The sequence below is a fragment of the Rhodococcus sp. 105337 genome (genome assembly GCF_012844225.1).
GTDB lineage: Bacteria > Actinomycetota > Actinomycetes > Mycobacteriales > Mycobacteriaceae > Rhodococcus.
In genome coordinates, this window is record NZ_JABAGQ010000011.1 from 21,055 (window position 1) to 34,111 (window position 13,057).

8 protein-coding genes and 3 pseudogenes are annotated in these 13,057 nt (G+C 67.3%); 8 read left to right on the forward strand and 3 right to left on the reverse strand.

From position 1 onward, the window contains the following. Positions 1-130: 130 nt before the first annotated feature. Positions 131-496, forward strand: coding sequence for a DUF1844 domain-containing protein (locus HF886_RS16500; protein ID WP_169622983.1), 366 nt, complete (start codon positions 131-133; stop codon positions 494-496). 65 nt (positions 497-561) lie between these two features. Here the strand turns inward: HF886_RS16500 and uvrA are convergent, their stop codons facing one another. Beyond that, on the reverse strand, positions 562-3,486 hold the full coding sequence (gene uvrA, locus HF886_RS16505) for an excinuclease ABC subunit UvrA (RefSeq protein WP_169622982.1): 2,925 nt from the start codon (positions 3,484-3,486) through the stop codon (positions 562-564). A 120-nt stretch (positions 3,487-3,606) separates the two neighbouring features. Between uvrA and HF886_RS16510 the strand changes: the two are divergent. The 3 genes and pseudogenes from HF886_RS16510 to HF886_RS16515 all read left to right on the forward strand — a co-directional run bounded on the left by HF886_RS16510 (position 3,607) and on the right by HF886_RS16515 (position 5,784). Then, positions 3,607-4,297: pseudogene (locus HF886_RS16510) on the forward strand (MBL fold metallo-hydrolase). A 144-nt stretch (positions 4,298-4,441) separates the two neighbouring features. Further along, positions 4,442-4,576 carry a hypothetical protein gene (locus tag HF886_RS21295; protein ID WP_277350493.1) on the forward strand — a complete coding sequence of 45 codons (135 nt, stop codon included), beginning with the start codon at positions 4,442-4,444 and terminating at the stop codon, positions 4,574-4,576. A gap of 44 nt (positions 4,577-4,620) precedes the next feature. Beyond that, positions 4,621-5,784: a N(5)-(carboxyethyl)ornithine synthase gene (locus HF886_RS16515; protein WP_169652890.1), complete on the forward strand. Its 1,164-nt coding sequence runs from the start codon at positions 4,621-4,623 to the stop codon at positions 5,782-5,784. A gap of 32 nt (positions 5,785-5,816) precedes the next feature. Here HF886_RS16515 and HF886_RS16520 read toward each other — a convergent pair whose 3' ends face one another. Further along, a complete protein-coding gene (locus HF886_RS16520) occupies positions 5,817-6,854 on the reverse strand; it encodes a beta-ketoacyl-ACP synthase III (RefSeq protein WP_169622979.1) in 1,038 nt (345 codons plus the stop codon). A 104-nt stretch (positions 6,855-6,958) separates the two neighbouring features. After that, positions 6,959-7,174, reverse strand: coding sequence for a hypothetical protein (locus HF886_RS16525; protein ID WP_240955183.1), 216 nt, complete (start codon positions 7,172-7,174; stop codon positions 6,959-6,961). Between the two features lie 165 nt (positions 7,175-7,339). On the opposite strand from HF886_RS16525, the gene HF886_RS16530 reads away from it, so the two are divergent. The 4 genes and pseudogenes from HF886_RS16530 to HF886_RS16545 all read left to right on the forward strand — a co-directional run bounded on the left by HF886_RS16530 (position 7,340) and on the right by HF886_RS16545 (position 13,053). Further along, positions 7,340-9,043 carry an alkaline phosphatase D family protein gene (locus tag HF886_RS16530; protein ID WP_169652892.1) on the forward strand — a complete coding sequence of 568 codons (1,704 nt, stop codon included), beginning with the start codon at positions 7,340-7,342 and terminating at the stop codon, positions 9,041-9,043. 339 nt (positions 9,044-9,382) lie between these two features. Next, positions 9,383-11,677: pseudogene (locus HF886_RS16535) on the forward strand (xanthine dehydrogenase family protein molybdopterin-binding subunit). Next, positions 11,674-12,548, forward strand: a pseudogene (locus HF886_RS16540) (xanthine dehydrogenase family protein subunit M). Before HF886_RS16535 ends, HF886_RS16540 begins: the two co-directional pseudogenes overlap by 4 nt. Further along, positions 12,541-13,053 carry a (2Fe-2S)-binding protein gene (locus HF886_RS16545; protein ID WP_169652893.1) on the forward strand — a complete coding sequence of 171 codons (513 nt, stop codon included), beginning with the start codon at positions 12,541-12,543 and terminating at the stop codon, positions 13,051-13,053. The pseudogene HF886_RS16540 and the gene HF886_RS16545 overlap by 8 nt, the downstream one beginning before the upstream one ends. Positions 13,054-13,057: the final 4 nt, after the last annotated feature.

A 13,057-nucleotide genomic window follows, 5' to 3' on the forward strand; every position in this document is an offset into this window, starting at 1 on the left:
TTGCTGCCCATGCTGGTATGCACGGGCGGTCGTGGGGACAAGTCTAGCAAAGATGCACGTCGGCATCGAATCGCCCCGCGAGCGACCACCCGAACTGCGTCGCTCCCGGGCGCAGTGGGATCCTCGATGCATGACCGAGGCACCCGATTCCCAGGACCCGAACGTAGCGCCGGACGACGTGCGCGAACTCGCCGAGATCCCGGCCGTCGAGGTGATCAGCCGCGCTGCCGTGATGTTGATGAGTTCGGCCGCCGAGAAGCTGGGTCTCGGCGACGCCGACCCCCAGCAGAGCAGCCACCTCGATCTCGACGAAGCACGACGTGTGATCACTGCGCTGGCCGGCCTCGTCACGGCTTCCGTGGAATACCTCGGACCGCACGCCGGACCGATCCGCGAGGGCCTGCAGGCACTGCAGCGCGCGTTCCGTGAGGCATCGTCGACTCCCGACGAGCCCGGATTCGGTCCCGGCGAGAAGTACACCGGCCCCGTCTACTGATCCGACCCGCACAGCACGACACCCGGGACGCAGCGCTCGGCGCCGCTCCCGGGTGTCCTGCGTGACTATTTCGCCGCGACCTTCTTCTTCGCCGCCCGCTTCCGGGCCGGAGCCTTCTTCGGCGCGGGCGGTACAGGCGCGAGTGCCTCGGCGAGGAAGCGCCCGGTGTAGCTCGCTTCCACCTCGGCGATGTCCTCGGGCGTGCCCTGTCCGACGACGGTGCCGCCCCCGGCTCCGCCTTCGGGTCCCATGTCGATCACCCAGTCGGCCGTCTTGATGACGTCGAGGTTGTGCTCGATGACGATGACGGTGTTGCCCTTGTCGACAAGCCCGTTGATGACGCCGAGCAGTTTGCGGATGTCCTCGAAGTGCAGGCCGGTGGTCGGCTCGTCGAGGATGTACGCGGTGCGCCCGTTCGACCGCTTCTGCAGTTCCGCCGCGAGCTTGACGCGCTGGGCTTCGCCGCCGGACAGCGTGGTGGCCGGCTGGCCCAGCCGCACGTATCCCAGTCCCACCTCGGTGAGTGTCTTGAGATAGCGGTGGATCGAGGTGACGGGCTGGAAGAACTCGGCCGCCTCCTCGATCGACATGTCGAGAACCTCGGCGATCGTCTTGCCCTTGTAGTGCACCTCGAGGGTTTCGCGGTTGTACCGCGCGCCGTGGCACACCTCGCACGGCACATAGACGTCGGGCAGGAAGTTCATCTCGATCTTCAACGTGCCGTCACCGGAACACGCCTCGCAGCGTCCGCCCTTGACGTTGAAGGAGAAGCGCCCCGGCTGGTACCCGCGCACCTTCGCCTCGGTGGTGGCCGCGAACAGCGTGCGGATCTTGTCGAACACCCCGGTGTAGGTCGCGGGGTTGGACCGCGGCGTGCGACCGATCGGAGACTGGTCGACGCGCACGAGCTTGTCGAGCTGGTCGAGGCCGTTGATGCGGGTGTGCCGGCCGGGCACCTGGCGCGCCCCGTTGAGCTTGTTCGCCATCACCGTCGCGAGAATGTCGTTGACCAGCGTGGATTTACCCGAGCCGGATACGCCGGTCACGCAGGTGAGCACACCGAGCGGGAACGACACGTCGATGTCGTGCAAGTTGTTTTCGCGCGCCCCCACGACGGTGATCTGCCGCTTCTGGTCCACGGGACGGCGGAGCGCCGGGATCTCGATGGCTTCGCGGCCGGACAGGTACGCGCCGGTCAGCGACTCGGGGTTGTCGAGCAACTCCTTGTAGGTGCCGCTGTGCACCACCCGGCCACCGTGTTCGCCCGCTCGCGGACCGATGTCGACGACCCAGTCGGACGCGCGGACGGTGTCCTCGTCGTGCTCGACGACGATGAGCGTGTTCCCGAGATCGCGGAGCCGCGTGAGGGTGTCGATGAGCCGGCGGTTGTCGCGCTGATGCAGGCCGATGGACGGTTCGTCGAGCACGTACAGCACACCGACGAGGCCGGAGCCGATCTGGGTGGCAAGCCGGATGCGCTGCGCCTCCCCGCCCGAGAGGGTCGCGGCGGCGCGGGAGAGCGAGAGGTAGTCGAGGCCCACGTCGAGCAGGAACCCGAGCCGCGCTTGCACTTCCTTGAGCACCTGGCCGGCGATGGCCGCCTCCCGGCTGCCCAGTGTGAGGGTGTCGAGGAACTCGGCGCATTCGGCGATCGACAGGTCGCACACCTCTGCGATCGACCTGCGGTCGTGGTTGCCGGCGGTGATGGTGACCGAGAGGATCTCGGGTCGCAACCGGGCACCTTTACATGCGGGGCAAGGGATTTCCCGCATGTACCCGTCGTAGCGCTCCTTCATCTGATCGGACTCGGTCTGCTCGAGGCGACGATGCAGGAACGGCATCACACCTTCGAACTCGGCGTAGTACGAACGGACGCGGCCGTACCGGTTCTTGTACCGCACGTGCACCTGGTCGGTGCTGCCCTCGAGGACCGCCCTGCGAACCTTCGCGGGCAGTTTCTTCCACGGAGTGTTGATGTCGAAGCCCATGACGTCGGCCAAGCCGGTCAGCAGGCGCGTGAAGTACTCCGCACTCTGGCCCATCGACCAGGGCGCGATAGCACCTTCCGCCAGGCTGACGTCCGGGTCGGGCACGACGAGATCGACGTCGACTTCCTTCCGGACACCGAGGCCCGCGCACTCCGGGCACGCGCCGTAGGGCGAGTTGAAGGAGAACGAGCGCGGCTCGAGATCGTCGATCGCCAGGGGGTGCCCGTTGGGGCACGCCAGCGACTCGGAGAACCGGCGCTCGCGATCCGGCGCATTCTCGTCGCGGTCCACGAAGTCGAGGACGACCACGCCTTCCGCCAGGCGCAACGCCGTCTCGACCGAATCGGTCAGGCGCTGCTTGGCGCTCGGCTTCACAGCCAACCGGTCGACCACGACCTCGATGTCGTGCTTCTCCTGCTTCTTGAGCTTCGGCGGATCCGACAGCGGATACACCACGCCGTCGACCCGGACGCGGGAGTAACCCTGCACGGTGAGCTGCTCGAACAGATCCACGAACTCGCCCTTGCGGGTACGGACGACCGGCGCGAGGATCTGGAATCGCGCCCCTTCCTCCATGTCGAGGACCTGATCGACGATCTGTTGCGGCGTCTGCCGGGAGATCTCCTCGCCACACACCGGGCAGTGCGGAGTGCCCGCGCGGGCGTACAGCAGACGCAGGTAGTCGTACACCTCGGTGATCGTGCCGACCGTGGATCGAGGATTGCGGTTGGTGGACTTCTGGTCGATGGACACAGCCGGCGACAAGCCCTCGATGAAGTCGACGTCGGGCTTGTCCATCTGTCCGAGGAACTGCCGGGCGTAGGCCGACAACGATTCGACGTAGCGCCGCTGGCCCTCCGCGAAAATGGTGTCGAACGCGAGGCTCGACTTGCCCGATCCCGACAGGCCGGTGAACACGATGAGGCTGTCGCGCGGTAGGTCCAGGTCTACTCCCCGCAGGTTGTGTTCCCGTGCTCCACGCACGATCAGGCGGTCCGCCACGCCATATCCTTCCTGTAGACACGGCCGAGGTTCGGCCTTGATCCATGGTAGGCGCGGGTACCGACAGAGGCCGGGCGCGCTTCGTCCCCTCCCGGGTGTGGCGGCGGTAGGTTTGCGGGTATGACGCAGCACACCGTGATCATCGAGGACACCTACACCGGCGACGTCACCCCCGGGAGGTCCGGCCCAGCGACGCGCAGTCCCCGGCGCGGAGATCGTCAAACTCGCCGTCGGCCCGATGAACAACAACACCTACCTCGTCACCGACACCGCGACCGGCAAATCCGTATTCATCGATGCCGCAAACGAACCCGACACACTGGTGCAGTTCCTGCGCGACAACGCCCCGCACCTCGAACTCATCGTCACGACCCATCAGCACTGGGATCACTGGCAGGGTCTCGAGAAGGTCGCCGCCGAGACGGGTGTCCCCACCGCCGCGCACGCACTCGACGCCGGACCGCTGCCGGTCGCACCCGATCGAATTCTCACCGAGGGAGAGTCGATTCGGGTGGGTGACCTGGATCTCGAGGTGATTCACCTCGCAGGGCACACACCGGGGTCGGTCGCGCTGGTTCTCACCGAACAGGGCACAGGCAAGCACCACATCTTCACCGGCGACTCCCTCTTCCCCGGGGGTCTTGGGCGGACAACAAAGCCCGAGGAGTTCGATTCGCTCTACCAGGACGTTACGACGAAGATCTTCGATCGCTTCGACGACGAGACGGTGTTCTACCCCGGCCACGGCAAGGACTCGACCCTCGGCGCGGAGCGTCCGCACCTCGGCGAGTGGCGCGAACGCGGCTGGTGACGGACTGCGTAGCAGGTCATCGGCCCGAGCCTCGACGCCGGCCGTTCGGGGACCCCGCATTCGAGGCGGAGCGAGGTTCCGGGCCGGTGATCCCGTACTGTCAGGTCATCAGGACCGTTCAGGTCCTCGAATGAGGGTGGCAGCATGGCCGACAAATCGCCTCGCAGTTCCATGTCCAAGAAGTCCGGCAAGTCGCTGAAGGAAAAGCGGGCCGACAAGAAGTCGGGCGCGAACTCCCAGGCCGATCCCGAGATCGTCGCGCACGTCAAGAAGCGCTGACACAACTCTCCCTCATCACCAAACCCGCAGGAGCACAACTACATATGCTTGATCTCGGTGTCCTGGCGCACTCTCGGAAGAAAAACGAGCGACGTCTGCCGATCCACCCGCACCACTTTTCCCGGATCGACGAGGATTTGCGTGCCCACATCTATCTGGAGCCCGGCTACGGCACACCCTTCGGTGTGTCCGATACCGATCTGGAGCCCTTCGTCGCGGGATTCCGTTCCCGGGAGCAGTTGATTGCCGACTGCGACGTGATCGCTCTGCCCAAGCTTCAGGCGAGCGATCTCGCGGAGTTCCGGGAGGGCCAGACGGTGTGGGGCTGGCCGCACTGCGTCCAGGACACCGCGGTGACGCAGCAGGCCATCGACCGGCGGCTGACGCTGATCGCCTTCGAAGCGATGAACCACTGGCGCAGCGACGGGAGCTTCGGGCTGCACGTGTTCCACAAGAACAACGAGCTTGCCGGTTACAGCTCGGTGATCCACGGTCTGCAGATCATCGGGTGCACCGGTGACTACGGCCGTCGTCTGCGCGCCGTCGTCATCGGGTTCGGGGCAACGGCCCGGGGCGCGGTCACCGCCTTGAACGCACACGGCATCGACGATGTCCGGGTGCTCACCAACCGTGATGTGGCCGCCGTCGGATCGCCTATCCACTCGGCGCGCATCGTTCGGTTCGAACACGACGCCACCGATCCGCATCGCAGCTTCGTGCTCACCGACGAGGGACGGGTGCCGCTGGCGCCGTACCTCGCGGAGAACGACATCGTGGTCAACTGCGTCCTGCAGGACACCGCGGAACCGCTCACGTTCCTCCACGAAGAAGACCTGGATGCGTTCGCGTCCGGCAGCCTGATCGTCGATGTGTCGTGCGATGCGGGCATGGGGTTCAGCTGGGCGAGGCCCACCTCGTTCACCGAGCCGAGCTTCGTCGTCGGTAACAACATCCACTACTACGCCGTGGATCACAGTCCGTCGTACCTGTGGAACTCCGCGACGTGGGAAATCAGTGCAGCGCTGCTCCCCCACGTGCGGACGGTCCTCTCCGGCCCGGACGCCTGGGCCGGCGACCAGGTCATCGCCCGAGCGATCGAGATTCGCGACGGAGTGATCCGGAATCCGAGTATCACCGCGTTCCAGCACCGCGCCGCCGACTACCCGCACGCGATGCTCGCTGAGACGGTGGACGCGACCGCGCGATGACGGGTGCCGCGACCGGCACCCGCCGGTCGCGGTTACACGATCGCGGGCATCCGGACGACCTGCCCGGCGTACGAAAGCCCGGCCCCGAACCCGAGCAGCAGTGCCGTGTCACCGGGCTTGGACGCACCGGATCGCAGCAACTCTTCCATGGCCATCGGAATCGAGGCCGCGCTCGTGTTGCCCGTTTCCGCGATGTCGCGAGCGACCGCCACGGTGTCGGGTAGTCCCAAGGTCCGGATCAGGGCATCGGTGATGCGGCTGTTGGCTTGGTGCGGCACGAAGGCATCGAGGTCGTCGACCGTGACGCCGGATTTCGCCAGGGCGTCTTTGCACGCCGTCTCGAGGAACGTCACGGCCCAGCGGAAAACGGCCGCGCCGTTCATCCGGATGTACGGGCGTACCGGCGTCGGACCGCCGGCCAGCGCGGCGTCGACCTCGCCGAAATACTGCTGGAAATCCTTGTCCTGCTTGATGGCGTCGGTCTGGCTGCCGTCCGAGCCCCAGGCGACCGGCCCGATCCCTTCCTCGTCGGCCGGGCCCACGATTGCGGCCCCGGCGCCGTCGGCGAAGATGAACGCGCACGTGCGGTCGGTGGGGTCGAGCAGGTCGGACAGTCGCTCCACACCGATGACCAGGACGTTGCGGGCCTGGCCGGCGCGGACGAGACTCGCCGCGTTGCCGAGCGCGTAGCAGAACCCGGCGCAGCCCGCGGAGACGTCGTAGGCGGCGGTGTTCTGCATGCCCAGTTCGGTGGCCACGACAGCCCCCGCGGACGGTCCCAGCACCATCTGCGACGAGGTGGCCAGTACGACGGCATCGATCTGATCGACATCCATGCCCGCCGCGGACAGCGCGTCGCGGGCAGCGGCCGTGCTCATCGAGACGATCGTTTCGTCAGGTTCGGCCCAGTGGCGGGCGGTGATGCCGGAGCGGGTCCTGATCCATTCATCGGTGGAGTCGATGCGCTCGACGATCTCCGAATTGGGAACGACGCGGCGAGGCCGGTAGACCCCCAGACCGAGGAGGGCGGTGTGAACTGTCGGCGGTGCGGTGGTGATGTGTGCGGGCATTCGCACATCTTGCCCCTCCCGCGCGCCGTTCGGAAGCACTTCCATGGCATCGCCACAACGCCCCCGCGCGCACGACTGAACGCCGGACAGGACAGCCGGCCGCTCTACTGCCGGTCCGCTTCCGATTCGTCCCCGCGATGTTCGTCGTCAGGCTCGGCGAACGCGGTACCGGAGACCATTCCGTCGGTACCCGGCACGGTTTCGGTGGGCCGTACCCCGGGTTCGTACATCTTGCGGACCTTCTCGGCCTTGTCCTGCGCCTGCCGCTTCGCGTCTTCGTCGAGGTTGTCCCATCCACTCGGATCCTGACTGTCGTCCACGCCGGACTCCCCTCGTTCCGAAGTTCCGCCGGCGGAGACTGCCGGCATCAACAGCGTCCCCCCGATTCCCCTTCCCGGGGCTCGTTTCGTCGGGATCGGCCTTCTGATCCCGGTACGATTCGGTCGCATCAGGCCTCGCTCCTGCGAACTCCGGCACGGTGAACCATGGCGGCACTTCTGCTCGGCCCCGTCCTCAGGCACGTCGGTTCCACGGACGCCACGGTGTGGGTGGAAACATCTGCCCCCTGCACCGTCGAGATACTCGGCCGTTCCGAACGGACGTGGTCCGTCGAGGGACACCATTACGCGCTCGTGGTGATCGACGGCCTGGAGCCGGGTTCCACCACGCCGTACCGGGTGCGACTCGACGACACCGACGTCTGGCCACTCGAGGACGCCGACGCCTCTGTCATCCGGTCCCTGAGCGACGACGCCCGGTTCGATCTCGCGTTCGGCTCGTGCCGGGTCGCCACCACCGGCGCCGAGACCGACGGCGGGGGCGACGAGTCGCTCGGCGCGGACGCTCTCGCGGTTTACGCGCAGCGTATGAGGACGCAACCGCGCGACCTGTGGCCCGACGCGTTGATGCTGCTGGGCGACCAGGTCTATGCCGACGAACTGTCGCCCGAAATCCTGCAACGCGTCGGAGAGCGGCACGACCTGGACGAGCCGCCCGGCGCCCAGGTGCGGGACTTCGAGGAATACACCTGGCTCTATGCCCAGGCGTGGTCGGACCCGGAGGTGCGGTGGCTGCTGTCGACCGTGCCGACCTCGATGATCTTCGACGACCACGACGTGCACGACGACTGGAACACCTCGCAATCGTGGCGCGCCGAATTCGAGGCGAGCAACTGGTGGGAGGAGCGGATCGTCGGGGCGCTCATGTCGTACTGGATCTACCAGCACCTCGGAAACCTCTCGCCCGCGGAACTGCGCCGGAACGAGTTGTACGCCAAGATCCGCGGGACCACCGGCGACGCGACCGCCCTGCTGCGCGAGTTCGCGTCCGAGGCCGACGAGGAGGCCGACGGTGCGCGCGGTGTGCAGTGGTCGTATCGCCGGGATTTCGGGTCGGTGCGTCTTCTCGTGATCGATTCGCGCTGCGGGCGGGTCCTCACCTCGGAACGGCGCGAGATGGTCTCCGATCCGGAGTTCGACTGGATCGAAGACCAGACGGTGGGCGACTACGACCACCTCCTCGTCGGAACGTCGTTGCCCTGGCTGCTGCCCCGCGCGTTGCACGATGCGGAGGCCTGGGACGAGCAGTTGGCGTTCGGTGCGCGGGGACCGCGGCTCGCCCGCTGGGCGGAGAGTCTGCGCCGCGGCGCCGACCTCGAGCATTGGGCGGCGTTCCACGACTCGTTCGACCGTCTCGCGCGACTCTTCGGCGAAGTCGCCCGCGGAGACCGGACCGACGCGTCCGGCATCCCGCCGGCGACGATCTGTGTGCTGTCGGGCGATGTCCACCACGCCTACGCCGCGAGCGCGCGGTTCACCTTCCCGACCGACTCGCAGGTCTATCAGTTGACGTGTTCACCTCTCCACAATCGGGTTCCGGCCGCGGTCCGGGCGGGGTTCCGGGCGGCGTGGAGTCGCCTGGCGGAACGGTCGGTACGCGGGTTGCTCCGGCTTGTCACGCCGGTTCCCCGGTCGCCCGTGGAGTGGGATCGGATCGCCGGGCCGACGTTCGGGAACCAGATCGCGACGCTCCGGTTGCACGGCCGCGCGGCACGACTGTCGATCGAGCGCACCACGAGCCGTGGTAGCGCCGCCCCGTACTTCGAGTGCGTCACCGACCTGGTCCTGTCGCGGGACGACGCGACTACGGACGCGCCGCGACTGCATCGTCCGGACCGCGCGGAGACCTGACCTGCCGTAAATGCAATTCTCACGAAATCGCAACCACATAATCGCCGACGACATATCTTGTTGACATCGCACCGTCGGCGATGTTAGACATTCCGCACGTGCCGAACCCGCACGTGTTTGCGCTTTCATTCTCGAACCTGTTGGGGCACAAGCCTTCAGCGGACGCCTGACGGACTGTCCAGGTGAACGGAGAACCTGCCGCATGACACTTCCGCCGTCGTTTTCCCGCATACCGAACCGCCCTCTGCGACGAGCACTCCGGTGACCCGCACGCAGACTCCCCCAGCTGTCCGCGACGACGCCGCCGCGCGCGGGGTAGTCGGCACCTCGGTTCCGCGCATCGAGGATCTCCGCCTGGTCACGGGCGCCGGCACGTTCGTCGACGACGTGACACGGCCCGGGATGGTGCACGCCTGTTTTGTACGAAGCCCGTTGCCCCGCGCGCGAATAGGCGCGATCGATACATCCGCGGCACTGCAGCTCGAGGGCGTCTTCGCGGTATACACCGCCGCCGAACTGAACACCGTCGCGCACCAGATCTCCTACGCGCTCGACATGCCCGGCATGCCGCCGGTACCTCGGCCACCGCTCGCCGAAGAAGAGGTGCGATTCGTCGGAGACCCGGTGGCCCTGGTCGTTGCCGTCGACCGGTACGTCGCAGAAGACGCCGTCGAACTCGTGGAAGTCGAGTACGAACCGCTCGAACCGGTACTCGATTACGTCACCGCGGATTCGTCACCGCATCTCGTGCACGCCGGGTTCGCCGGCAACTCCGCCGGTGAGATGGCCGGACGTCCGGCATCGGATCTCGATCCGATCTTCGAGGCCGCCGCACATACCGTGCAGCAGCAGATCTTTCAGCAGGCCTACCTACCCGTTCCGATGGAAACCCGCGGGCTGGTGGCGGAGTGGTCGGCCTCGACAGGCGAGATGACGGTGTGGATCTCCACCCAGTCGCCCCACGAGGTGCGCGGCTTCTGTGCCCGGCTGCTGGGCATCGACGAACACCGGGTCCGGGTGATCGCGCGCGACACCGGAGGGGGTTTCGGACTCAAGGTTGCGCCGCTGCGCGAGGAGATCTGCATCCAGCTCGCGGCACGCACGCTCGGCACGGCGGTCAAGTGGATCGAGGACCGGCAAGAGAATCTGATGTCGTCCGGTATGGCGCGTCATGAGCACGCAGACGTGCGGATGGCCTTCGACGCGGAGGGCCGGATCCTTGCGGCGGGAATGGACCATGTGCAGAACGTCGGTGCCTACCCCACTCCTTCGCCTCTCACCGCCGGAGTCGTGGTGGGCATGCTGTTCCCGGGTCCCTACCGGGTCCCGGACGCGTCGTTCAGCGTGAAGTTCCACTAGTCCAATACCGTCGGCCGGCTTGCCTACCGTGGTCCCTGGCAGTTCGAATCCGTCGCTCGTGAAGTGCTTCTCGACCATGCCGCCCGCCGGATCGGCATCGATCCCGTCGAGCTGCGACGTCGCAACATGATCCGCCGCGAGGACTTGCCCGCGTTCAACCCGCACGGCATGCCGCTCGATCACATCACACCCCTCGACACTCTCGAGCAGGCTGTGGCGATGCTCGGCTACGAGGACTTCCGGGAAGAGCAGCAACGCGCCCGCGCCGAGGGACGGTACCTCGGCGTCGGTACGTGCACCTACGTCGAGCCGACTACGGGCGGAACCTCGTTCCACAGCACCGAGGGCGCCACCATCCGGATCGAGCCGACCGGCAAGGTGAACGTCTATGTTGCCGGTGGCTCCGCGGGCAACAGTCTCGAGACGACCGTCGTGCAGTTGACGGCAGATGCCCTCGGCGTTGCGATGGCGGATGTCCGGACGGTCCAGGGCGATACCGCCGTCACGCCGTTCGGGGCCGGCACCGGTGGCAGCAGGTCCGGGTCGATGACGGCAGGTGCGATTGCCGAGACCGCCGCGGGCCTGCGTGAACGGATCGTGGCGATCGCGGCGCACCGGTTGGACACGACTCCCGACGAGATCGACTTCGTCGACAGCACGGCGTCGGCGCGGAACGCACCGGACAAGACACTGTCGCTGGCCGAGATCGCGGATATCGCCTACTTCCAGGGTGAGGCCCTGCCACCGGGTGTCCCGCCGGGTCTGGAAGCGAGCGGGCGCTACCGGACACCACACATGATGATCTGGGCCAACGCCACCCACGTGTGCACCTGCGAGGTGGACGTAGCGACCGGCAAGGTGACCCTGCTTCGCTACATCGTGAGCGAGGACTGCGGCAAGATGATCAATCCGAGCGTGGTGGAGGGCCAGATCTGCGGCGGCACCGTCCAGGGAATCGGCGGCGCACTGTACGAGCATCTCGCGTACGACGACAGCGGCAATCCCGTCGCCACCACCTTCATGGACTACCTGCTGCCGACGGCATCCGAGATTCCGGCGATCGAGATCGGGCACATCGACACCCCGAGCCCGGGGCCCGGAAACTTCAAGGGCGTGGGCGAGGGCGGCGCGATCGGCGCGACGCCCGCAGTGCTCAACGCGGTGATGGACGCGCTTGCTCCGTTCGGAGTCGAACTGAAACAGCTGCCGCTGTCCCCCTCCGCCGTTCTGACGATGATCGACGACGCGCGCACCGCCGCGAAGGACGACGAATGAAGCCCGCCGCGTTCGACTATCACGCACCGGAGACGGCCGACGAGGCGGTTCACCTGCTCGCCGAACTCGGTGACGAGGCCAAGTTCATCGCCGGCGGGCAGAGCCTGATGCCGCTGCTCGTCCTGCGGCTCGCCGTGTTCGACCACCTCGTCGACCTCCGGCGACTCACCGATCTGGCGGACATCACGGCCGGCACCGACACCGTCCGGATCGGGGCCACCACCACGCACACGATGGTCGGCCGGTCCGAGACGATCGCCCGAAGCGTTCCCCTGCTCGCCCGCGCGACACCGCTCATCGGGCACTTCCAGATCCGCAACCGCGGCACGATAGGCGGTTCCCTCGCGCACGCAGATGCCGCAGCGGAGTATCCGGCGGTGGCCCTGACCCTCGATGCCGACATCGAAACGCGCTCCCCCGGGGGTTGCGCACGATCCCCGCCGCCGACTTCTTCCAGGGGATGTGGACGACGGCGATGGAACCGGACGAGCTGGTGACCGCAGTGACATTCCCGGTGTGGCGCGGCCGGTGCGGTTCTGCGATCGAAGAATTCACCCGCCGCAGCGGCGACTTCGCGGTGGCGGGCGCTGCGGTCGCGCTCCGCGTGGATGCGGACGAGCGGATCGAACGGTGCGCGGTCACGGTCTTCGGAATGGGCCCGACACCGATCCGCGCGCGAACGGTCGAAAGGGAACTGCTCGGGCGCGGGGCGTCGACGATCTCCGCCGAGGAGGTCGGCCGCAACGCGACCGCACATCTCGACGCGGTTCCGTCGGACGGTCACGGCACGGCCGGGTACCGACGCCGCGTCGGGTCCGCGATGGTCGCTCGCGCGTGGAACCGCGCCGTGAAGGAGGCACTCGATGACTGACGTCGATATCCGTGTCCGGATCAACGGCGCGACCCGCCACGATCGCGTACCACCGCGCTTGACGCTGGCCGATTACCTGCGCGAGCGGTGCGGCCTGACCGGCACACATCTGGGATGCGAGCACGGAGTGTGCGGGGCGTGCACCGTCCTCTTCGACGGCGAGGCCGTGCGCGCGTGCCTGATCTTCGCGGTCCAGGCCGACGGAGCCGAACTGACGACCATCGAGGGCCTCGCCGGCGCCGACGGGGAACTGTCCTCCGTCCAGGCAGCCTTCCGCGACCAGCACGGACTCCAGTGCGGTTTCTGCACACCGGGATTCATCGTCTCGGCAACCGCATTCCTGCGAGAGAACCCGTCACCGTCCGACGACGAGATCCGGGAAGCGATCTCGGGCAACCTGTGCCGCTGCACCGGTTACCAGGGCATCGTCCGCGCGGTACGCGCCGCGGCCGGTGGCCCGGACTCCAGCGGCGAGCCCGGCGCCGTCGCCGCATCCGGCGCCTGACGCA